Source organism: Pseudarthrobacter sp. KH_020_B (genome assembly GCF_057840185.1).
The window spans coordinates 3,586,333-3,608,506 of sequence record NZ_CM174506.1 but is presented as its reverse complement, the minus strand read 5'-3'; the positions used below and the strand labels follow the sequence as shown (position 1 = coordinate 3,608,506).

Here is a 22,174-nt window from a genome sequence, read left to right as displayed (position 1 = left end):
CATTTCGGGGCCAAAAGTGAGAGAGCGTTTGGGGGATGAATCGGGAAATAGACTGGGTCGGTGACTTTCCTGAACTCCCTCGCCGCCGCGCGGATCGCCGTCGACGCCCTGATCGACGGCGGTGTCCAGTACGTGGTGGTCTCGCCCGGATCGCGTTCCGCCCCCATGGTTTACGCCCTGGCCGAGGCCGAAGTGGCCGGGCGCGTGGACCTGCTGGTCCGCATCGACGAGCGTTCCGCCGGGTTCACCGCCCTGGGCCTGGCCCTGTCCACCGGCTCCCCGGCGGCCGTCCTCACCACGTCGGGCACCGCCGTCGGGAATCTTATGCCCGCCGTGATGGAGGCCAACCACGCGGCCGTCCCGCTGGTGGTGGTGTCCGCCGACCGGCCCGAGGAACTGCAGGGGACCGGCGCCAACCAGACCACCATCCAGCTGGACCTGTTCGGCGAGCACGTGCGGTTCGCCGCCGACGTCCCGGCAGGCAGCAGCCCGCTGCGAGCGGTGGAAACGGCGCTGGCCGCGGCCACCGGCGCATTTTCCGAGCTTGCTCCGGGGCCCGTCCAGCTGAACCTGGCATTCCGCGACCCGCTGGTTCCCGCGCCGGGGGAGGGGCTTCCGACGGCGGCCGGGCATCCCAGATTCCGGATCGGTACCGACCCGCTCACCATGAACCTGCCGCCCGCCGCCTTGGGCCTGGAGGAGCGGCGGACGGTGGTGCTGGCAGGGCACGACGCCGGGCCCGTCGCCGAGGCGTTTGCCCGCGCCCACGGTCTGCCGCTGCTTGCGGAGCCGTCCTCAAATGCCCGGTTTGGCCCCAATGCCGTGGGCCCGTACCGGCTGCTGCTGGAGCACTTCGGACCGTCCGCGGCGCTGCCCATCGAACGGGTGGTGATGTTCGGCCGGCCCACGCTGTCGCGCCCGGTTGCTGCGTTGCTGGAGCGGACCGACGTGCCATCCGCGCTGTACCAGCCGGTTCCCGTGGCCTGGTACCAGCCGGGCCGGCGCACGGAACTTCCGCTGGAGAACCTGGCCGATCTCGCCGATTTCGCCGGCCGCGGCCCGTCCGAGTGGCTGGATACGTGGCTGCTGGCCGGCGCCGCCGCGCAGCACGCGCTCGACGGCGTCCTGGCCGCCGAGCCTGCCGCTACCGGACCGTCCGTGGGCGCCCTTGTGTGGGGCCACGCCCGCGGCCAGTTGATGCTGGGCTCGTCCAACGGCATCCGCGACGTTGACCTGGCCGGTCTGCCCGCCGCCGAGCCCTTGGCAACGGTGTACGCCAACCGCGGCCTCTCGGGGATCGACGGCACCATCTCCACCGCCACCGGGATCGCCCTCGGAGGCCGCCAGGACACCACGCTGCTGCTCGGTGACGTCACCTTCCTGCACGATGCCGGCGGCCTGCTCCTGGGGTCCGGCGAACCTTCGCCGGACCTGCGGATTGTGGTACTGAACGACGCCGGCGGGGCCATCTTTGATCTGCTGGAACACGGGGCCGTGCGTGAATCCGGACGCTACACGGACGCCGTCGAGCGACTCTTCGGCACCCCCCACACCGTGGACATCGCGGCACTCGCCGCAGCGTACGGCGTCGGGCATTGCTCAGTGAGTACGACGGCGGGGCTCGCCGAAGCGCTCGCCCAGCCGATCGAGGGGCGCACCATTGTGGAAGTCCGCGCGGACCGGTTGGGCCTGCGCGACCTGCACGCCCGCACCAAGGCCGCCGTCTCCGCAGCGGTCTCCGGCGTCCTCGGCTAGCGCGGGTCGCCCGGTTCGAGTTTGGCCATGACGCGTGCGGAAACGTCCACGAGCATCCGCCGTTCCTCGGGAGTCAGTAGCTCCAAGAAGTTCTCGCGGACCCATTCGATGTGCCCCGGCGATGCCATGCGCAGGGCGGCCCGGCCGGCATCAGTTAGCCGAACCACCGTGCCGCGGCCGTCATCGGCAGCCTGCTCCCGGGTGACCAAGCCGCGCTGCTCCATCCGCCGCAACTGATGGGCCAGCCGGCTCCTGTCCCAGCCGGCACTGTGGCCAAGGTCCCGCGGGCGCATGCCCTCCGGCCCGGCCTCCGCGAGGGGGGCGAGCATCTGGTAGTCGGCGCCGGAGACCCCTGTGCCGGCAAGCTGCCGCTCCATGCCCGCCGCCAGTTGGCGGCTGAAGAGGATGTAGGCGAACCACACTTCCTCCTCTTCCTTATTTAGCCAGCGGCGTTTCGGCAAAGTTTTTCCTGTCAGACGGGCCATGAAAGGCCCAGCAGGCCAGGCAGGCCAAAAAGTTGTTGACATGTCAGCATAACACGCGCAAAGTTGATGATACATCAGCAAATAACCGGGACGGGGGAGTCCGGCCGAAAGAGGAGGAGACGAGCCATGGCCAGCCAGTCAGCAACAGCAGTCCGCACCATCCCCGCTGCCGGAACGTACAGGATCGACCCCGTACGCTCCAGCGTCACCTATAGAAGCCGACACCTATTCGGTCTGGGCAAGGTGCGGGCAAAATTCAGCATTGCATCAGGACGGCTTCAGATCGGGGAGTCCCTCGCGGACAGCAGGGCCACTGCGTCCATTGATGCCGGCAGTTTCCGCTCCAACAGTGCGAAGCGCGACGCGGATGTGAGGAGCAAAGGGCTGCTGGATGTAGCCACTTATCCGAACATCGAGTTCTCCTCCACAGGCGTGCGGGGAGACGACGGCGGTGTGGTGCTCCTCGGAACGGTGGCCATGCACGGTGTGACTACGCCTGTGGAAGTGAGGGTGGAGTCGTGGACCGCCCAGGATTCCGGCGGTTTCGTAGTGCTGGCTAAGGCCAACCATCTGGACCGCTATGCCTTCGGCGTCACGGGGAATAAGGGGTGGGCCGGGCGCTACTTTGACCTGAGCTTCGAGGTGTTGGCCGTCCCCGCGGCTCCCGACAGGAGCTAGGAAAAAGAACAGCCGCCACGTGGGTCCACGCAGCGGCTGTCCGAGTTCGGTAAAGAAGGGCAGGAGCTCCGGCCTACTCCTCGATCTCGATGTGCGTCGGGTCCAGGACCCGGCGCAGGAACTCCTTGGTGCGGGCCTGGGTGGGTGCGGAAATGACCTGCTCGGCCGCGCCTTCCTCCACCACCACACCGCCGTCCATAAACACCACGCGGTCCGCCACTTCGCGGGCGAAGCCCATCTCATGGGTCACCACCAGCATGGTCATGCCCTCCTTGGCAAGGTTCCGCATGACCGAGAGGACATCGCCCACGGTCTCGGGGTCCAGCGCGGAGGTTGGCTCGTCAAAGAGCATCAGCTCGGGGTCCATGCTGAGGGCACGGGCGATGGCCACGCGCTGCTGCTGCCCGCCGGAAAGCTGGTCCGGGAAACGGTCGGACAGGTGCCCCAGGCCCACGCGGTCCAGGTTGTGCTGGGCCACCTTGTCGGCCTCTTCCTGGGACCGCTTCAGGACCTTCGTCTGCGCGATGGTGCAGTTCCGCTTGGCGTCCAGGTGCGGAAACAGGTTGAACTGCTGGAACACCATGCCCACCTTGCGGCGCATTTTATCGATGTCCACGTCGGGGTCGGTAGCTTCGAAGCCGCCCACATGGATGGCTCCCTCGTTGGGCTGCTCCAGAAGGTTGACGCAGCGCAGGAGGGTGGATTTGCCGGAGCCGGATGGGCCGATCAGGCACACCACTTCGCCGGGGGCCACGTTCAGGCTGATGCCTTTGAGGACCTCGTTGCTGCCGTAGGACTTGCGGAGATCCTTGAGGGAGACCCCTGCGGAATGGACGGGACCGTTGTGATTGCGGGAGTGAATTACGACGTCGTTCATGACTGTCCTGCCTATCGCTTGGTCCGCGCGGAGCGGCTTTCGAACTTCCGGGCCAGGAGGCTCAGCGGGATGGTGATGACCAGGTAGAAGGCGCCGGCTACGAGGAGCGGCGTCAGGCCTGCGCCCAGGCTGGAGATGCCGTCGCGGCCGAACTTGGTGAGTTCGTACTGCGACGCAGTGAGGCCCAGGACGTAGATCAGCGAGGAGTCCTTGGTGAGCAGGATGACCTCGTTGGTCAGCGGCGGGAGCACAATCTTGAACGCCTGCGGAATGACGATGGACACCATGGCCCGCCACTGCGGCATGCCCAGCGAACGCGCGGCTTCGAGCTGGCCCTTGGGCACAGCCTGCAGGCCGGCACGGAGGGTCTCAGCGATATATGCCGAGGCCACCATACCCAGCGAGATCATGACGATCAGGGTGACGTTCCACTGGACGCCAAACGCCAGCGGGACACCGTAGCCGAAGGCGATGAACACCAGCAGCGCCGGTACACCGCGGAAGAATTCGATGTAGCCCGTGGCGATCCAGCGGTACAGCGGGAAGCTGGAGAGCTTCATCAGGGCCAGCAGCAGCCCGCCGGAGAGGCCCACGACGAAGCCGAGGAACGTGTAGATCAGGGTGTTCTTGAGGCCCACCAGGAAGATGTCCGGGAACATCGGGCCGATCTTGCCGAAGTTGAAGACACTGTTGCCGACGGTCTTCCAGTCGGTGGCCAGGACCAGCGCGGCCACGGCCACAACGAAGATGCCGATCTGGACATACAGGCTCACTTTGGCCCGTTGACGTGCGGTCATTGCCATGGGGTGCTCACATTCATTTGCGTGGCTGAGGCCCCGGACGGGCTGCAGCGCAGTCCGTCCGGGGCCCCAGCGGCGTGGTTCTCAGGGCTGTGAAGGTCAGTCCGGAGTGCCGGCTACTTGGCGGTCTCGCCGAACCAGGTGGTTTCGAACTTCTTCAGGCTGCCGTCGTCGGTCAGGCGCTTCAGCGTTCCGTTGACCTTCTCGGCCATGGCGGTGTTGCCCTTCTTGATGGAGATGCCCAGCTTCTCGCCCGTGGCGTAGTCATCCACACGCTCGAACTTGGGGTCATCCTTGATGGCGTAGGCCAGGATTGACTGGTTGCCCAGGGCGGCGTCGACGGTGCCGGCCTGGAGAGCCTGGACCAGGAGGCCACTGTCCTCGAACTGCTGGGCGTCGATGCCGTTTTCCGCTGCGTACTTGGCGCCGGTGGTGGCCTGCTGGACACCCACCTTCTTGCCCTTGGCGCTGTTGATGTCCGTGATCCCGGACGCCGTGGTGGCCACGAGGGTTAGGTCATCGTCCATGTACGGGTTGGAGAAGTCCATAACCGACTTGCGGACATCCGTGATGGAAATCGAGGAGATGGAGAGGTCGCAGCCGGTGAGGGCGGTTCCTGTCTCGATGGCCTCGAAGGAGCTGTCCACGATGCTCAGTTCGGCGCCGAGGTCCTTGGCTACTTCATTGGCGATGTCGATGTCGAAGCCAACGATCTGGCCGTCCTTCTGGAATTCGAAGGGCTCGTAGGGGACGTCGGAGCATACGGTCAGCTTGCCGGCGTTGATGAGCTGGATGCCGCCCTCGGTCGCAGCCGGGGTGGTGCTGCCGCCGCAGGCGGTGAGGGTGAGCGCGCCGGCGGCCAGGATTGCGGCTGCCTTGGCGGCGATCTTGGCCTGGGCCAGGGACTTGAGCTGCATGTTCTTTACCTTTTGTTGCAGGGGTATGCGGTACTAAATCGGTTCATAGTGTATCGCCGAATGAGAGATGTGCATCACATGAAACTTAGTTTCACTATTGGATAACTAAATCACAGCCTAAATCAAGCCCCATAAGGCGGCCTGTGTCTGGAATTCCGGACACACCACCAATCTAGCTCGCAGACAGTGTCGTGAAAACACGGTTTCGCGACGTTAATTGCCAGTCAGTTGGGTAGGGATGGTGACCCTAGTTGGAAATCCCCAGCGACTCCAGCATCGGCCGGAACTTCGCCCACGTCTCCGCCAGCTCGGCCTCCGGCTGGGAGCCATCAACTATGCCGCAACCGGCATATAACCGTACAGTATGTGGGTCTTCGATCACGGCGCCACGCAGCGCGATGCCCCACTCGCCATTACCGGCGGCGTCCAGCCAGCCCACCGGCCCGGCATACGGGCCGCGGTCCAGGTGTTCCAGCTTGCGGATCAGGGCGCCCGCCACCAGCGTGGGCGTGCCGCAGACCGCGGCCGTGGGGTGCAGCGCGTTGATCAGCGCCAGGCACGTGGGTACATGGCCCTCCACCTCGGCGAGCTCCGCCTTGACGTCAGACGCCAGGTGCCACACGTTGGGCAGCTCCAGGATGAAGGGCTCGTCGTGCGCGTTCATGGCCTCGGAAAACGGTGCCAGCTGCGACGTCAGCGACTGGATCGCGATCTCGTGTTCATGCCGCTGCTTCTCGGACCCGGCCAGCACGCGCTCGGCATAGTCCATGGGAATCCCGGCCTCGCCGTGCGCATCGCGGCGGTCCAGCGTCCCGGCCAGCACGCGCGCCTGGGCTGTGCGGCCCTCCACCTGGATCAGCATCTCCGGGGTGGCGCCCACCAGCCCGTCCACGCCATACGTCCAGCATTCGCGGTACCGCACGGCCAGCTCGCGCAACACCTGCGCGGCGTTCACGCCCGACGGTACCGTGGCCACAATGTCCCGGGCCAGCACCAGTTTCTCCAGCGCACCGGTCCGGATCTCGGCCACGCCCGCGGCGACGGCGGCCATCCAGTCCTCCTCGCTGAGTGAACCGGTGTGCAGGCTGGCCCCGTCGGCGGAAGGCAAAGGACGTACGACGGCGCCGCCCGGCTCGGCGGGGACGTCACCGGAGGTGCTGCCACCGCTCAGCCAGCCGGCCAGGGCGGCGAGGGCGCCCGCTTCGGTGAGTTCGCCGTCGTCGAACGTCAACTGGGTGAGCCAGTACCGGCCATCCCGGACGCCCACCACAATCTCCGGCACGATCAGGCGCGATGCGTGGGCGGACTTCTTGGAAAACGCGAAGGAGCCGAAAGCCACCGGGCCTGTGCCGGGCAGCTCCACGGTGTCGGTGATGTCCGCTTCGAGGACCAGGTGACGCCACCAGATGTCCGCTTCAAGGAAGCGCTCGGGGCCGGTGGCCGTGAAGCGGGCGATCTGGCCGAACCCCACCAGGCCGGCTTCGCGGCGGGTCCAGCAGAGGACGTCGTCCCGGACCAGGAACTGCGGCAGTCCGCCGGCAGATGCGTTGCCATCCAGGGGGACTGTGAGGGTGCGGAACGTGCTCGTCATGATGAGACAACACTACTCCCGCGCGTGTCAGACCCGGGCCGGCCGCCCCGTGCGTCGCTCCGGCCCGGCAGGGGCGGAGAACAGGTCCGGCCGGGCGGCCCGCATGCTCGCGACGTCATCCAGGACAAAGCGCAGGTGGCTGCGCAGGCAGTCCTCCGCGGCGGAAAGGTCGCCGGCGAGGATGGCGTCAAGGACGCGGCGGTGGTCGGCGGCGTACTCCATGATGCCGCGGTAGCCGCTGAGCCCCAGGTAACGGGCGCGGTCCAAGTGGCCCTTGGCGTTGGAAACCGTGGCCCAGGCTGTTTCGTGGCCGGCGATCGCCAGCAGCGTCCGGTGGAAGTCCTCGTCCAGCGGGTAGAACTCCTCCCGCGTGGTGCAGGCGTCCTGCCGGTCCAGGAGTGCGTGCAGAGCGGCTGCGTCTTCAGGGGTGATGTTGCGGGCGCAGTCAGCCAGCGACGCAACCTCGATGGCCTCGCGGATGAACTGGGCCTGCGCCACGATGTCCGGGTCGAGGTAGGTCACGTAGGTGCCGCTCTGCGGGCGGATCTCCACGAGCCCTTCCTGCGCGATGAGCATCAGGGCTTCTCGGATGGGCTGGCGGCTGGTGCCCAGGTGATGCGCGAGCTCGTTCTCGGAAAGGAGGGTTCCGGGCGCGTCCTCACCGGAGATGATGCGCTCACGGATCTGCGCATACGCCATCATCCGGGCGGAGATGCGCGGGGTGGTGTCTGGGGCGGCCATGATTCCACAGTAGCTGTGCCGCGTTGACTGGGCACCGTCAGCCCGTGGTCCGCGTCACCTCTTGACACACTGGTATGGCAGTGCTTGAATGGCAGTCGATGTCCCAATGAAGGGACAAGAAGAGAAGCCTGGCCATGCCGCATCATTGAAGCTGTGCATCCGGCCAGACCCGTAGAACAGAGGGGTTCATGACGGCAACAATCCAGGTAGGCGCCACCCAGCGCTCATCCAAAGACCTGATCAGAACTGCAGTATCCGGCTGGCTCGGAACTGCCATGGAATATATGGACTTCCAGCTTTATTCGCTGGCCGCCGCCATCATCTTCCCCAAAATCTTCTTCCCCAACTTCGACCCAGTAGTGGGCCTGCTGATCGCCTTCATGACCTACGGCGTGGGCTTCCTGGCCCGCCCGGTTGGTGCCTGGTTCTTCGGCCGCATGGGTGACCGCGTGGGCCGCAAGAAGGTCCTGGTCATCACCATCATGATGATGGGCATCTCCACGATGCTGATCGGTTTCCTCCCCGGTTATGCCCAGATCGGCCTCGCCGCGCCGGTCATCCTGGTGCTCCTCCGCCTCGCCCAGGGCTTCGGCGCCGGCGCTGAACTCTCCGGCGCCTCGGTCATGCTGGCCGAATATGCCCCGCCCAAGAAGCGCGGCCTGATCGCCTCCTTCGTCTGCCTCGGCACGAACTCCGGCACACTGCTGGCCTCCGGCCTCTGGGTCCTGCTGACGCTCCTGCCCGAAGAAGCGCTCATGAGCTGGGGCTGGCGCCTGCCGTTCATCGCCAGCATCGGCATCACCCTGTACGCCCTATGGATGCGCCGCAACCTGAAGGAAAGCCCGGTTTTCGAGGCCGTCCGCGAGCAGGAAATCGCCGACGCCGCTGCTGCCGCCGCCTTCGCCGCTGAGTCCGGCACCGCCGTCGTGCCGTCCGCCGAAGGGTCCGTCGCGCTGGCCACCAAAACCAAGCGCAAGGGCAAGGCGTTCTTCCTGGCCATGGCCCTGCGGATCGGCGAATCCGGCAACTCGGCCATGATCCAGACGTTCCTCATCGGCTACATCGTCACAGGCCTGAGCATGAACAAGAGCGTGGGCACCTTCGCGCTGCTCATCGGCTCGTTCATTGGCTTCGCCACGGTTCCGCTGGCCGGCTGGCTCTCGGACAAGTTCGGCCGCCGCACCATGTACCGCGCCCTGTCCGGCTTCCAGATGCTCTTCGCCATCCCGGCCCTGCTCATGATGCAGTCCCGCGACCCGTTCCTGGTTTCGCTGGCCCTGATCATCGGCCTGTCCGTCTCCGTGCTGGGTATGTTCTCGGTCCAGTCCGCTTACGTGAACGAACTCTTCGGCTCCCGCAACCGCTACACGCAGCTGGCCATGGCCAAGGAAATCGGCGGCGTGCTCTCCGGCGGCCTGGCTCCCATCATCGCCGCCGGCCTGCTGGCACTGTTCACCAACTCCTGGTGGCCGGTCGCCGGAATGATGGTCCTCTACTCCGCCATCGCCTTTGTGGCCACCTTCCTCGCCCCCGAAACCAAGGGACGCGACCTGACCCTCGTGGAGGACGCAGTTTGAAAGCCGTAGTTGTCCATTCCGCCGGGGACCTGCGTCTCGAGGACCGTCCGGATCCGGCCTGCCCGGCCGGCTCGGTGATTGTCGACGTCGAATACGGCGGGATCTGCGGCTCGGACCTGCACTACGTCGCCCACGGCGCCTCCGGGTTGAGCCTCCTGGCCGATCCCATGGTGCTGGGCCACGAGGTGGCCGGCCGGATCTCCCTTCTAGGTGACGGCGTTGAGGGCTTCGCGGTGGGCGACGCTGTGACCGTCCACCCGGCCGTGTACTGCGGCGAATGCACCGACTGCCTCGCCGGCCGCACCAACCTCTGCCCGCAGGTCACCTACTACGGCAGCGCCGCGCACCGGCCCCACACGGACGGCGCGTTCGCCTCCCGCAAGGCAGTCCCGGCGGGCCAGCTCCGCCGCCTGCCCGACGGCGTCACCACCCGCCAGGCCGCCGTCGCCGAACCGCTCGCGGTGGCCATCCACGCCGTCGGCCGGGCCGGCAGCATCGCCGGCAAGGACGTTCTGGTCAACGGCGCCGGGCCCATCGGCGCGCTGCTGGTGGCCGCCGCCCGGCGCGCCGGTGCGGCCAGCGTGGTCGCCAGTGATCTCTCCGAGACTTCGCTGGCGATCGCCAAACGGATGGGAGCCGACGACGTCGTGCTGGTGGGTTCCGGCGCGCAGCTTCCCGAGGTGGATGTTGCGTTCGAGGCCTCCGGCGCTGCCCGCGCCCTGGGCGGTGTCCTCGCGGCCGTGCGCCGCGGGGGCACCGTGGTCCAGGTGGGCAACCTGCCGGCCGGGCCCGTGACGGCCGAGCTCGCCGCACTCGTCTTCCGGGAGATTGATTACCGCGGAACCTTCCGTTTCGCGGACGAGCTGGATGACGCCCTCGCGTACCTGGCGGACGGGCTGGACGTTGAGCCGCTGCTGACGCACACGTTCGACGCCGGTGACGTGGCCGAGGCGTTTGCCGTGGCTTCGGACCGGGGGACAGGCTCGTCGAAAGTCCTTCTCAAGTTTGTCTGAGACAATTGCATGGTGAACCGAGCATCCTTGGAAAAGCGTCCGGACGAAGTAGCCACGATGTTTGACGACGTCGCACCTAAGTACGACGTCGTCAACGATGTCCTCTCCATGGGGCAAACCCGCCGCTGGCGCAGGATCGTGGTGGACGCCATGGACATGAAGCGGGGCCAGCGGGTGCTGGACCTAGCCGCGGGAACCGGCACCTCCAGCGAGCCATATGCCGATGCAGGCATAGATGTCATCGCCTGCGATTTCTCTCTCGGCATGCTCAAGGTGGGCAAGCGCCGCCGCCCGGACATCAACTTCGTTGCCGGCGACGCCACCAACCTGCCGTTCGCGGACAACAGCTTCGACGCCACCACAATCTCGTTCGGGCTGCGCAACGTGAATGAGCCCAAGAAGGCGCTGGCCGAGATGCTCCGCGTCACCAAGCCCGGCGGCAAGGTGGTCATCGCCGAGTTCTCCCAGCCCGTGGTTCCGCTGTGGCGCACCATGTATACGGAATACCTCATGCGTGCCCTGCCGGCCATCGCCGTGAAGGTGGCCTCCAATCCGGACGCCTACGTCTACCTCGCCGAGTCCATCCGCGCCTGGCCGGACCAGGACCACCTGGCCGCCTGGCTGCAGGAATCCGGCTGGGAAAAGGTCACGTACCGCAACCTGACCGGCGGGATCGTGGCTGTGCACCGGGCCACCAAGCCGCTTGAGTCAACACCGTCCGGCGCGGCGGAATCCATCGCCGCGCACAAGGGCCCCGTGGCCAAACTCCGCCGAAACATCCAGCGCTGACCTGTGAATGTTCTGATTGTCGGCGCGGGGCCAGCCGGTTCCACCGCCGCGTATTACCTTGCCAAGGCCGGCATCAGCGTGACCGTCCTGGAGAAAACCAGCTTCCCGCGCGAGAAAGTCTGCGGCGACGGCCTCACCCCGCGGGCAGTGCGCGAAATCCAGAAGCTTGGCCTGCCGCACCCTGAAGCGGACGGCTGGCGCCGGAACAAGGGCCTCCGCCTCATCGCCGGCGGACGCACCATCGAGCTGCCCTGGCCCGAGGTCTCGGACTTCCCGCAGTACGGCCTCATCCGCACCAGGCTGGGCTTCGACGAGGAACTGGCCCGCCATGCCCAGGCCGCCGGCGCCGAAATCCTCGAGCGGCACGGCGTCACCGAAGCCCTGCGGTCTGAAGACGGCCGCGTGACCGGTGTCCGCGCAGCGCTCCTGGACGAGTCCGGACGCAAGACGGGGGAGTCACGCGACTTCAGTGCCGACGTCGTACTTGCTGCAGACGGCAACTCCACGCGAACCGCCGTGTCGCTGGGGATCCACAAGCGCGACGACCGCCCCCTCGGCGTCGCCGTCCGCACCTATTTCACGTCGCCCCGGCACGATGACGACTGGATGGAAGGCTGGCTGGAGCTCCCCGGCCGCGACGGAAAACTGCTCCCCGGCTACGGCTGGGTGTTCGGCGTCGGTGACGGCACGTCCAACGTGGGCCTTGGCATCCTGAACTCGTCCAGGGAATTCGGCAAGCTCGACTACAAGCAGGTCCTGCGCGAATGGACCGCCGCCATGCCCGCCGAATGGGGCTTCACCCCTGACAACCAGGTGGGCGAAATCCGCGGCGCCGCCCTGCCGATGGGCTTCAACCGCACCCCGCACTACTCGCCCGGCCTCCTGCTCCTGGGCGACGCCGGCGGCATGGTGTCCCCGTTCAACGGCGAGGGCATCTCCTACGCGATGGAGTCGGCTCGGTTCGCGGCGGAGTTCATCCTTGACGCGTCCACTTTTTCCGGAACGCACGACGCCGACGCGCACCTCGCGGGGTACGCGGACCATGTGCGGGGCCAGTGGGGATCGCATTTCACGCTGGGCCGGGCCTTTGCCGCGCTGATCGGAAAGCCCGCCGTGATGAAGCTTGCGCTACGGACCGGGATGCCCATTCCCGTGCTGATGCGCTTTGTGGTGCGGCTGCTCGCAAACCTGACGGACCCGGCCGCGAAGGGCTTCGAGGACCGGGTCATCCGCGTCCTGGAATCGCTGGTTCCGGCCACCTCCAACACCCCACCGGCATCGAACCAGCGGTATCCGCAACAAAAAGTTAGGGTTAACCAGTGACTAACTCCGCCGACCACAGCTGGACGCACGCCGGGCACGGCCTGCCGGACTCCGAACCCAGCCTCAATACCACCGCAATTGCCACGGGCCTGCAGCTGCCCGCCGGCTTCGCGGCCATCGCGGAGGACGCCGAGCTGGGCCCCGCCATCACCACCAACCTGGCCCGTGTGGAGAAGAAACTCCGCGAGGCCATCGCCAATTCCGATCCGCTGGCTGATGCAACGTCGCGTCACCTCGTGGAAGCCGGCGGAAAGCGCATCCGTCCCCTGCTGACGCTGCTGTGCGCCCACCTCGGCGACGCCTCACTGCCTGCCGTGGTGCAGGCGGCCGTGGTGGTGGAACTGACCCACCTGGCAACGCTCTATCACGACGACGTCATGGACTCCGCCCCGTTCCGCCGCGGCGCCCCCACGGCCCACGAGGTCTGGGGAAACTCCGTGGCTGTCCTCACCGGCGACCTCATCTTTGCCCGCGCGTCCATCCTGGTGTCCGAGCTGGGATCCCGTGCCCTCGGCATCCAGGCCCGGACGTTCGAGCGGCTGTGCCTGGGCCAGCTGCACGAAACGGTGGGCCCTCGGCCGGACGAGGACCCGGTGGAGCACTACCTGTCCGTTATCGCGGACAAGACCGGTTCCCTGGTGGCCGCCTCCGGCCAGCTCGGTGCCATCTTCGCCGGTGCCGACGAGGCCTACGAGGACCTTCTGGTGGAGTACGGCGAGAAGGTGGGCGTGGCCTTCCAGCTCGCCGACGACGTCATTGATGTCACGGGCGTCAAGGTGAAGTCCGGCAAGTCACCGGGCACGGACCTCCGCGAGGGTGTGCCCACGCTGCCTGTGCTGTTCCTGCGGCGCGATGCTGCGGCCGGTGACGAGTCCGCCGTCGAACTTTTGAAGCTCATTGACGGGGACCTGACCTCTGATTCGGCGCTGGCCGCCGCTGTCGCCGGGCTGCGCGAGCACCCCGTTACCGCCGAGTCCTGGGTGGTTGCACGCCGCTGGGCCGACGAAGCCATTGCCGCGCTGGCGCCGCTTCCCGAGGGCGTTGTGAAGTCCTCGCTGTCCAACTTCGCCCTGGCTGTGGTGGACCGCGCCAGCTGATTCTCTTACTCCATCGATTGCTCCGTAAGTGCCCTTTTGAGCCATCAAAACGGCGCTTACGGAGCAATCGATGAATGGTGGGCCTGCTTAAATGCAATAGCCCCGGTTCTCAGCAACGATACGAGTCACACGTTGCGTCGAACCGGGGCTATATCTCCGTTCGCATCAGACCCGCCGGAGGCGTTTAGCGGATCCGCGAACAGTCTATGACAGGTTTGTCACAGAATGCAAGCCGGCTGTTACTGCGCGTGTCACAAGCATTCCGTCCTGCTCCATCTCCTTCGTGGGGCACATTGAGGCATCCGAGGTGCCTTCCGGGCTGCAGAGACGGCGTGTCCGTGTCGAAGTGCCCCGGGACGGCCACGTTGTCCACATGGCGCAGTTGGGGTCTGCCCTTCGCTGTAGTCCGAGTGCACGGTGGAACGATGAATATTGAGACTTTTCTCGGCGCGCGGGCAGGCGTAGCCCGGGCCTCGACGCTCCGAGGGGCCGGATTCTCCCGAACTTCTCTCGACAAAGCACTGGCGGCCGGGCAAATTGTGCGGATTCGACGAGGCATCTACAGCATGCCGCGTGAGGCAGGCGTGTTCGGCCTGGCGCTTCAGCACAACGCCTTATTGACGTGCCTGTCGGCCGCGCCCACGTACGGGCTTTGGACAGTACAGGATGCAGGTACCGTGCACTTGAGTCCAGGGCATAAGTCGACACCACAGGGGACGCTGACCCACGGCCGATGCCCCCATCCGCCCCATCCGTGGCTGCCAGTGGCAGGCTTGGCCGACGTCCTGATTCATTCGTTGCGGTGCCTGCCCGACGTGGAATCGCTTGTCATGCTTCAGTGCGCAGCACAGCGTGGCGACATCAGCCTGGATTTCCTGCGGCGGAAGCTCCCCGGAAACCGCAACGCCCGCGCCAGGTCCGTCCTGGACAGCGTGATCCCTAGGGCGGATTCCATCCTGGAGGTGCTGGCCAACTACCATTTCCGGCGAGCGGGCCTCCATGTCCGAAGGCATGTAGAGCTTCCGGGAGTGGGAGAAGTGGACTTCCTTATTGAGGAGTGGCTCGTAGTGGAAACCGACGGCAGTACGCATCTGGAGCCACGGCAAGTAAAAAAGGACCGAAAGCGCAACAATGCCACCGTCATCGGCGGACGTCTTGGCCTTAGGTTCGGCTATGACGACGTTGTCCATCACCCTGAGCGGATGGTGAGCCAAGTGTTGGCGGTACTGGAACTGTGCCGACAGGGAGCCTTCGGCGGGAGCTAAGTCGCGCCGTCGTGGGGCACTTTGAGGGACCTAACCGGCGGAACAGGCGCGATATGCGGCGTGTTCGTGTCGAAGTGCCCCGTTTCGGCCGAGCAAGGCCCAGAACGGCGGCGGCGGGGCGGGTGGGAAGACAAGCGGGGCAGGGAAGAGGACCCTAGTTTTCTTCTTCGTCGTTGAAGGCCCACTCGAACATGTCGAAGACGAACTCGGAGAAGGTGCCTTCTTCGCTCTTCCACTGGCCGCGGGCGTTGTTGCGGCGGTACACGATGGGGTCCGGGATGCCGAGGTCGCCCACGCGGAAGCCCCAGGTGAACTGTTCTTCCTCGTCCTCGAGGAACATCAGGAAGCCTTCGTCATCAACTTCGAGCTCTTCGGGATCCCAGAAGTAGTGGTAGGCCTCCATGATGTCCTCGCAGCCGCCCACCGCCAGGTAAAACTCGCGGAGGACCAACGGGACCTGGAACTGGTGTTCGACGAGGGCCGCGTCCAGCTCGTCCGCGGGCAGGCCATCCTCTTCCTGCCATTCGTCCTCGAGATACGTCGGAACAAGCGCGCGGAACTTCTCGAGGAACATGTCAGTCATGCTCATATCCTAGCTAACTGCGGCGTGCTCCCGAGCCGCTGCCAGCCCCGCCGCCGGAGTCCCCGCCAGCCCCAAAGCCGCCGGAGTCCCCACCCGTGCCCCGCCGGTGCCAGCCATGCACGGCCAGCGGAACATACCAGGACCGGCGCCAGGCAACCACGCGGAAAGCGAACACCACGGCCGCCACCGCGCACGCCGTCAACGCGTTGTAGGCCCCTGTCACCCAGAGCAGCGCGGTCAACGCGGCTCCGCTGAAGGCCGGCAGCGCGTAGAGGTCCCGGGGGTTGAAAAGCTGCGGCACCTCGTTGGCGGTGATGTCCCGCAGCAAGCCGCCGCCCACCGCGGTGGTCACACCGAGCAGCATGGCCGCCACCGGGTTCATCCCCAGGGCCAGGGCCTTCAGCGTTCCGGTGATGCAGAACAGGGCCAGCCCGCCGGCGTCGAACAGCACCAGCAGCGAGGTGTACCGCTGCACGCTGGAGTACAGGAAATACACCAGGACGGTGGCCAGGACCGGCGGAACTAGGTAGGCGGGGTTGGAGAAGGCTGCCGGCGTGGTGTTGAGGATGATGTCGCGGATGACGCCGCCGCCGAGCGAGACCAGGGACGCCAGCAGCAGTGAACCCACCAGGTCGAACTGTTTCCGTGCCGCCAGCAAAGATCCGGAGACGGCGAAGAAGAAAACCCCGGCCAGGTCCAGCCACACGAGGTCGATGCCGAACGGCAGTGTGTCGAACGGCAGTGTCATGAGGGATCCCGGCGGTTTCAAGGGTGGGCGGACAGGGCGGCTCCAACGTTACGCTAGCCCCTATGAACAACCCGATCATGATCGCCTGTGCCCACGGAACGTCCAGCACCCAGGGCGCCGCGGAGGTCAACGCCCTGCGCGCAGACATCGCCGCCCTGCGTCCGGGCCTGGACGTGCTGGAAGCCTACGTGGACGTCCAGCAGCCTGACCTCGTGGACGTGGTGGCGGGCCTGCCCGCAGGCTCTAGTGCCGTCGTCGTGCCCCTCCTGCTGAGCGTGGGATACCACGTCAAGGAGGACATCGCCCGCGCCGTGAAGAGCCGGCCGGGGAGCCTGGCTGCTGCGCCGCTCGGCCCGGACCCGCGGCTCGCGGCACTGCTGGACCAGCGCCTCCGCGAGGCAGGCGTCACGGACCGCGACGCCATTGTCCTCGCCGCTGCCGGGTCCTCCAACCCCAACGCCGCGGTCAGCGTGGAAGAGCTCGCCGACCAGCTCAGGGCGCTGCGCCGCAACCGGATTCTGCCCGCCTACGGTGCCTCTGCCCAGCCGTCGGTGCCCGACGCCGTCGTCATCCTCCGCCAGGAACTGACCGGAGGCGCCGGGGCGGGGGAGTCCGCGGGGGCCGTGGACGACGGCGGCCGCGTGGTGATTGCGTCCTACCTGCTCGCGCCGGGGTACTTCCACGACCAGCTGGCCAAAGCCGGCGCGGACCTCGTGACTGAACCACTGCTGCCCTCCCCGGTGCTCGCAGAGATCGCGCTGGAACGGTTCGACGCCGCCGTCGTACTCCGGAAATAGCCCGCCCGGGGGCTCCGCAACCAAGCACAGCGGGCAGCCTTCTTCAAGGGTCTCCGGCGGTTCGTGACGAATTGTTTCCCTAGGTGACCTCGCGTTTCCGGGCCTTTGTGACGCACTTCGGCAGGCACCTACAGTCGATGCATGACTGATACAGCTCTAGCCGGAGCGTCCGTGGACCCCGCCGCCGAAAAGCGCCCCGCGCGTGCCTCCCGCCCCGCTGCAAAGCCGCACGGGCAGTGGAAAGTGGACGGCAAAACCCCGCTGAACGCCAACGAAACCTGGAAACAGGAAGACGACGGCCTCAACGTGCGCGAGCGTATCGAGACCATTTACTCCAAGGACGGCTTCGACGCCATCCCCAGCCAGGACCTCCACGGCCGCTTCCGCTGGTGGGGCCTGTACACCCAGCGCAAGCCCGGGATCGACGGCGGCAAGACCGCCACGCTCGAGCCGCACGAGCTGGAAGACAAGTACTTCATGCTCCGGGTCAGGATCGACGGCGGCGCGCTCACCACCGAACAGCTGCGCGTCATCGGCCAGATCTCCGTTGACTTCGCCCGCGACTCCGCCGACCTCACGGACCGCCAGAACATCCAGCTGCACTGGATCCGCGTGGAGGACATCCCCGAGATCTGGACCAGGCTTGAGGGTGTTGGCCTGTCCACCACCGAGGCCTGCGGCGACGTGCCCCGCGTCATCCTGGGCTCGCCCGTGGCCGGCATCGCCAAGGACGAGATCATCGACCCCACGCCGCTCATCGCGGAACTGGGGGAGCGGTTCATCGGCAACCCGCTGCTGTCCAACCTGCCGCGCAAGTACAAGACCGCCATCACCGGGCACCCCAGCCAGGACGTGGTCCATGAGATCAACGACTTCGCCCTGGTGGGCGTCCGCCACCCCGAGCTGGGTGTCGGTTACGACCTCTGGGCCGGCGGCGCGCTGTCCACCAACCCGATGCTCGGCAAGCGCCTGGGCGCCTTCGTCCGCCCCGAGGAAGCTGCCGAAGTGTGGCTCGGCGTCACCAGCATCTTCCGCGATTACGGCTACCGCCGCATGCGCACCAAGGCCCGCCTGAAGTTCCTGATGGCTGACTGGGGTCCGGCGAAATTCCGCCAGATCCTCGAGGACGAGTACCTGGGCTACAAGCTGGCCGACGGTCCCGCCGCGCCCAAGCCCACCTCCCCGGGCGACCACATCGGTGTGCACGAGCAGAAGGACGGCAAGTTCTTCATCGGCGCCACCCCGCTGGCCGGCCGCCTGTCCGGCGCGCAGCTGGTCAAGCTCGCGGACACCCTCGAAGCCCGCGGCTCCTACCGCCTGCGCACCACCCCGCACCAGAAGCTCGTGGTGCTGGATGTCACCAAGGACCACGTGGAGCCGCTGGTTGCCGAGCTCGACGCCCTGGGCCTCTCAGCGCGCCCGTCCGTGTTCCGCCGCGGCACCATCGCCTGCACCGGCATCGAATACTGCAAGCTGGCCATCGTGGAAACCAAGGTCACGGCCGCCACCGCCGTGGCCGAGCTGGAACGCCGCCTGGCGGACCTCGCCGCCTCCGGCGAACTGCCGCACGCACTGTCCCTGCACATCAACGGCTGCCCCAACTCCTGCGCCCGCATCCAGACCGCGGACATCGGCCTGAAGGGCATGATGCTTCCAACGCCCGACGGCGACCCCACCCCGGGTTTCCAGGTCCACCTGGGCGGCGGGCTGGCTTCCAACAGCCGCGAAGAGGCAGGCCTGGGACGGACCGTCCGCGGCCTGAAGGTATACGTCGAGGACCTGCCGGACTACGTGGAGCGCGTCGTGCGCACGTTTGTGGCACAGCGCACCGACGGCCAGACCTTCGCCGAGTGGGCCCACGCAGCAGACGAGGAGGCCCTGCAGTGACAACCGCACTCCGCAGCCACGACGAACTCAAGGCCATCGCCGAGTCCGGCGCTGCCGAGCTCGGCTGGGACACCCCGGCCCGTGACGTGATCGCCTGGGTGGAGCGCAACTTCGACCTGTCCGCGGTGGCGGTGGCATGCTCCATGGCCGACGCCGTCCTCCCGGCCCTGGTCGCGGACCAGATGCCCGGCGTCGACGTCCTGTTTCTGGAGACCGGCTACCACTTCCCGGAAACCTACGCCACGCGTAACGAGGTGGCCGCGAACCTCCGCGTCAATGTGGTGGACGTGCTTCCCGAGAACACCGTGGAACAGCAGGACCGGCTCCTGGGCAAGGACCTCTTTGCCCGCGACGCCGCCCAGTGCTGCGCCCTCCGCAAGGTGGCCCCGCTGCGCCGCACGCTCGCCGGCTACGAACTCTGGTTCACCGGCGTCCGCCGCGACGAAGCCCCCACCCGCACGAACACCCCGCTGGTGACCTGGGACGAAATCAACGGCCTGGTCAAGGTCAACCCGGTGGCCGCGTGGACGTTCGACCAGCTGGTCCAGTACTCCGATGACAACCTCCTGCCCGTCAACCCGCTGCTTTCCCAGGGTTACCCCTCCATTGGCTGCCAGCCCTGCACCCGCAAGGTGGCACCCGGAGACGACCCCCGCGCCGGCCGCTGGGCAGGCACCGACAAGACAGAATGCGGACTACACGTATGAGCAACTTTCCAACTTCCGTGGTCGTCGACCCCGATGCCGCCCCCGCCCCTTCGCGGGACGGCGCTGCTGCAAGCAGCAGCGCGTCCCGCTCCGACAGGCCCGATGCCACTCCCTGGGCGGCATCGGGGTCGACGACGGAGGCTCACCTGAGCTCCCCGACTCGCCTGTCGTCTTTGGACGCATTGGAATCGGAAGCGATCCACATCATCCGCGAAGTTGTGGCCGAGTTCGAGAAGCCCGCGCTGCTGTTCTCCGGCGGCAAGGACTCGGTGGTGATGCTGCACCTGGCCACCAAGGCGTTCTGGCCGGGCAAGGTCCCGTTCCCCGTGCTGCACGTGGACACCGGCCACAACTTCCCCGAGGTCATCGACTTCCGCGACCGCACAGTCGAGCGCCTCGGCTTGAAGCTTGTGGTCGGCTCCGTGCAGGAGTTCATCGACCGCGGCGAACTGGCCGAGCGCGCCGACGGCACCCGCAACCCGCTGCAGACCGTCCCGCTGCTGGACGCCATCCAGCGGAACAAGTTCGACGCCGTCTTCGGCGGCGGCCGCCGCGACGAGGACAAGGCCCGCGCCAAGGAGCGCATCCTGAGCCTCCGCGACGAATTCGGCCAGTGGGACCCGCGCAACCAGCGCCCCGAGCTGTGGAACCTCTACAACGGCCGCCACACCGTGGGCCAGCACGTCCGCGCGTTCCCCATCAGCAACTGGACCGAGCTGGACATCTGGCGCTACATCGAGCGCGAGAACATCGAGCTGCCGGGGCTGTACTACGCCCACCGCCGCGAAGTGTTCGCCCGCGACGGGATGTGGCGCGCGGTGGGCGAGGTTTCCCAGCCGCTGCCGCACGAGGAAGTCATCACCAAGACGGTCCGCTACCGCACCGTGGGCGACATGTCCTGCACCGGTGCCGTTGAGTCGGCCGCAGCCACCGTGGGCGACGTTGTGATCGAAGTTGCCGCCTCCACCATCACCGAACGTGGCGCCACCCGTGCAGATGACCGCATCTCCGAGGCCGCCATGGAAGACCGCAAGAAGGATGGGTACTTCTAAATGAGCACCGACACTTTGGCAGCCGAGCTGGAAACAGCCTTGCCCACTACCCTGTTCCGTTTTGCCACCGCCGGATCGGTCGACGACGGGAAGTCCACTTTGGTGGGCCGCCTCCTGCACGACTCCAAGGCGATTCTTGCGGACACGCTCGACGCCGTTGCCCGCACGTCCTCCGACCGCGGCTTTGGCGGCGAGAAGGGCGGGATCGACCTGGCCCTCCTGACGGACGGCCTGCGTGCCGAGCGCGAGCAGGGCATCACCATCGATGTCGCCTACCGCTACTTCGCCACGGACCGCCGCAGCTTCATCCTGGCGGACTGCCCCGGGCACGTTCAGTACACCAAAAACACGGTGACCGGCGCGTCCACGGCGGATGCCGTCGTCGTACTCATTGACGCCCGCAAGGGTGTCCTGGAGCAGACCCGCCGGCACCTGTCCGTGCTGCAGCTGCTGCGGGTGGCGCACGTGATTGTGGCCGTCAACAAGATCGACCTCGTTGACTTCAGCGAGTCCGTGTTCCGTGAAATCCAGGCCGATGTGCAGCAGGTGGCCCGCGAACTGGGCATCGGTTCCGCCGAGCTGGGATCTGCCGACCACATCGATGACCTGCTGGTGATCCCGGTGTCCGCCCTCGACGGGGACAACGTGGTGGACCGTTCCGAGCGCACCCCCTGGTACGACGGCCCGGCCCTGCTGGAGGTCCTTGAGACCCTGCCGGCCGCCGACGAAATCGACACGCAGCTCGAGAGCTTCCGCTTCCCCGTGCAGCTGGTGATCCGGCCGCAGGGTGCGCTGGCTCCCGACGCCGTCGCCGGTGGCCTGGACGTAGAGGCCTACCGCGACTACCGTGCGTACGCCGGCCAGATCACCGAGGGTTCCGTAAAGGTGGGGGACTCCGTCTCTGTGCTCACTCCCGGCCAGTCGCCCCGCACCACCACGGTGACCGGGATCGACTTCGCCGGCGAATCACTGCAGGAAGCGTTCGCCCCGCAGTCGGTCGCGATCCGCCTGGCGGAGGAATTCGACGTCGCCCGCGGTGACACCATTGCCGCCGCCGGCACCGTCCGCGAGTCCTCCGCCGACCTGTATGCAGCGCTGTGCTGGCTGTCCCCGAAGCCGCTGCGTGAAGGCGCCAAGGTGCTGGTCAAGCACGGCACCCGGACTGTCCAGGCGCTGGTCCGCAGCGTGAGCGGCAAGCTGGACCTGGCCACGTTCAAGCTCGAAGGCGCCTCCAGCCTGGAGCTGAACGACATCGGCCACGCGCAGCTCCGGCTTTCCGCGCCGCTGCCGCTGGAGAACTACCTGCACCACCGCCGCACCGGCGCGTTCCTGGTCATCGACCCGTTGGACGGCAACACGCTGGCCGCGGGACTGGTCAAGGACCACCCGGGCGACCACGAGGACGAGCGCTACTCGATCTGACCCTCAGCTTGAACTGCCCTGCCCCGCATAACCGGTGTTGCCCCACAACGGTTATGCGGGGCAGAGCCGT

The 22,174-nt window shown here is 66.9% G+C and carries 21 protein-coding genes; 13 read left to right on the top strand and 8 right to left on the bottom strand.

Features of this window, described 5'->3' with window-relative positions; all coding sequences use genetic code 11:
- The first annotated feature begins 60 nt into the window (after positions 1-60).
- Entirely contained in the window at positions 61-1,755 is a 1,695-nt protein-coding gene (gene menD / locus AC3IT0_RS16710; RefSeq protein WP_489320804.1) for a 2-succinyl-5-enolpyruvyl-6-hydroxy-3-cyclohexene-1-carboxylic-acid synthase, read from the top strand.
- On the opposite strand, the gene AC3IT0_RS16705 is transcribed toward menD, so the two are convergent.
- Positions 1,752-2,216 (bottom strand): MarR family winged helix-turn-helix transcriptional regulator, encoded by a 465-nt coding sequence (locus AC3IT0_RS16705; protein ID WP_489320803.1) that lies wholly within the window; start codon positions 2,214-2,216, stop codon positions 1,752-1,754. The two genes, menD and AC3IT0_RS16705, sit on opposite strands and share 4 nt — an antisense overlap.
- A gap of 150 nt (positions 2,217-2,366) precedes the next feature.
- Here AC3IT0_RS16705 and AC3IT0_RS16700 point away from each other — a divergent pair, with 150 nt between their 5' ends.
- The gene (locus tag AC3IT0_RS16700; protein ID WP_489320802.1) at positions 2,367-2,918 is read left to right on the top strand and encodes a YceI family protein; all 552 of its coding nucleotides are present in this window, start codon (positions 2,367-2,369) and stop codon (positions 2,916-2,918) included.
- A gap of 73 nt (positions 2,919-2,991) precedes the next feature.
- On the opposite strand, the gene AC3IT0_RS16695 is transcribed toward AC3IT0_RS16700, so the two are convergent.
- The 5 genes from AC3IT0_RS16695 to AC3IT0_RS16675 all read right to left on the bottom strand — a co-directional run bounded on the left by AC3IT0_RS16695 (position 2,992) and on the right by AC3IT0_RS16675 (position 7,844).
- Positions 2,992-3,795 (bottom strand): amino acid ABC transporter ATP-binding protein, encoded by an 804-nt coding sequence (locus AC3IT0_RS16695; protein ID WP_489320801.1) that lies wholly within the window; start codon positions 3,793-3,795, stop codon positions 2,992-2,994.
- 11 nt (positions 3,796-3,806) lie between these two features.
- On the bottom strand, positions 3,807-4,598 hold the full coding sequence (locus AC3IT0_RS16690; RefSeq protein WP_489320800.1) for an amino acid ABC transporter permease: 792 nt from the start codon (positions 4,596-4,598) through the stop codon (positions 3,807-3,809).
- Between the two features lie 113 nt (positions 4,599-4,711).
- Complete coding sequence (locus AC3IT0_RS16685) at positions 4,712-5,512, bottom strand: ABC transporter substrate-binding protein (protein WP_489320799.1); 801 nt, start codon at positions 5,510-5,512, stop codon at positions 4,712-4,714.
- A 247-nt stretch (positions 5,513-5,759) separates the two neighbouring features.
- On the bottom strand, positions 5,760-7,103 hold the full coding sequence (locus tag AC3IT0_RS16680) for an isochorismate synthase (protein WP_489320798.1): 1,344 nt from the start codon (positions 7,101-7,103) through the stop codon (positions 5,760-5,762).
- Positions 7,104-7,130: 27 nt separating this feature from the next.
- Positions 7,131-7,844 (bottom strand): GntR family transcriptional regulator, encoded by a 714-nt coding sequence (locus AC3IT0_RS16675; RefSeq protein ID WP_489320797.1) that lies wholly within the window; start codon positions 7,842-7,844, stop codon positions 7,131-7,133.
- Between the two features lie 188 nt (positions 7,845-8,032).
- Between AC3IT0_RS16675 and AC3IT0_RS16670 the strand changes: the two genes are divergently transcribed.
- The 6 genes from AC3IT0_RS16670 to AC3IT0_RS16645 all read left to right on the top strand — a co-directional run bounded on the left by AC3IT0_RS16670 (position 8,033) and on the right by AC3IT0_RS16645 (position 14,908).
- Positions 8,033-9,421 carry an MFS transporter gene (locus tag AC3IT0_RS16670; protein ID WP_489320796.1) on the top strand — a complete coding sequence of 463 codons (1,389 nt, stop codon included), beginning with the start codon at positions 8,033-8,035 and terminating at the stop codon, positions 9,419-9,421.
- Entirely contained in the window at positions 9,418-10,434 is a 1,017-nt protein-coding gene (locus AC3IT0_RS16665) for an L-idonate 5-dehydrogenase (protein WP_489320795.1), read from the top strand. The genes AC3IT0_RS16670 and AC3IT0_RS16665 overlap by 4 nt, the downstream gene beginning before the upstream one ends.
- A gap of 12 nt (positions 10,435-10,446) precedes the next feature.
- Entirely contained in the window at positions 10,447-11,223 is a 777-nt protein-coding gene (locus AC3IT0_RS16660; RefSeq protein ID WP_489323829.1) for a demethylmenaquinone methyltransferase, read from the top strand.
- Between the two features lie 3 nt (positions 11,224-11,226).
- Complete coding sequence (locus tag AC3IT0_RS16655; protein WP_489320794.1) at positions 11,227-12,546, top strand: geranylgeranyl reductase family protein; 1,320 nt, start codon at positions 11,227-11,229, stop codon at positions 12,544-12,546.
- Positions 12,543-13,643: a polyprenyl synthetase family protein gene (locus tag AC3IT0_RS16650; RefSeq protein ID WP_489320793.1), complete on the top strand. Its 1,101-nt coding sequence runs from the start codon at positions 12,543-12,545 to the stop codon at positions 13,641-13,643. Before AC3IT0_RS16655 ends, AC3IT0_RS16650 begins: the two co-directional genes overlap by 4 nt.
- 425 nt (positions 13,644-14,068) lie before the next feature.
- The gene (locus AC3IT0_RS16645) at positions 14,069-14,908 is read left to right on the top strand and encodes a type IV toxin-antitoxin system AbiEi family antitoxin domain-containing protein (protein WP_489323828.1); all 840 of its coding nucleotides are present in this window, start codon (positions 14,069-14,071) and stop codon (positions 14,906-14,908) included.
- 154 nt (positions 14,909-15,062) lie between these two features.
- On the opposite strand, the gene AC3IT0_RS16640 is transcribed toward AC3IT0_RS16645, so the two are convergent.
- Positions 15,063-15,491, bottom strand: coding sequence for a hypothetical protein (locus AC3IT0_RS16640; protein WP_489320792.1), 429 nt, complete (start codon positions 15,489-15,491; stop codon positions 15,063-15,065).
- A gap of 13 nt (positions 15,492-15,504) precedes the next feature.
- Positions 15,505-16,239: a trimeric intracellular cation channel family protein gene (locus tag AC3IT0_RS16635; protein WP_489320791.1), complete on the bottom strand. Its 735-nt coding sequence runs from the start codon at positions 16,237-16,239 to the stop codon at positions 15,505-15,507.
- Between the two features lie 62 nt (positions 16,240-16,301).
- Here AC3IT0_RS16635 and AC3IT0_RS16630 point away from each other — a divergent pair, with 62 nt between their 5' ends.
- The 5 genes from AC3IT0_RS16630 to AC3IT0_RS16610 all read left to right on the top strand — a co-directional run bounded on the left by AC3IT0_RS16630 (position 16,302) and on the right by AC3IT0_RS16610 (position 22,104).
- Positions 16,302-17,036 (top strand): sirohydrochlorin chelatase, encoded by a 735-nt coding sequence (locus tag AC3IT0_RS16630; protein ID WP_489320790.1) that lies wholly within the window; start codon positions 16,302-16,304, stop codon positions 17,034-17,036.
- A gap of 141 nt (positions 17,037-17,177) precedes the next feature.
- Positions 17,178-18,923 (top strand): nitrite/sulfite reductase, encoded by a 1,746-nt coding sequence (locus AC3IT0_RS16625; protein WP_489320789.1) that lies wholly within the window; start codon positions 17,178-17,180, stop codon positions 18,921-18,923.
- Positions 18,887-19,630: a phosphoadenylyl-sulfate reductase gene (locus AC3IT0_RS16620; protein WP_489320788.1), complete on the top strand. Its 744-nt coding sequence runs from the start codon at positions 18,887-18,889 to the stop codon at positions 19,628-19,630. The genes AC3IT0_RS16625 and AC3IT0_RS16620 overlap by 37 nt, the downstream gene beginning before the upstream one ends.
- Positions 19,627-20,682: a sulfate adenylyltransferase subunit CysD gene (gene cysD, locus AC3IT0_RS16615; protein WP_489320787.1), complete on the top strand. Its 1,056-nt coding sequence runs from the start codon at positions 19,627-19,629 to the stop codon at positions 20,680-20,682. The genes AC3IT0_RS16620 and cysD overlap by 4 nt, the downstream gene beginning before the upstream one ends.
- Positions 20,683-22,104 (top strand): sulfate adenylyltransferase subunit 1, encoded by a 1,422-nt coding sequence (locus AC3IT0_RS16610; RefSeq protein ID WP_489320786.1) that lies wholly within the window; start codon positions 20,683-20,685, stop codon positions 22,102-22,104. It begins immediately after the preceding gene.
- Positions 22,105-22,174: the final 70 nt, after the last annotated feature.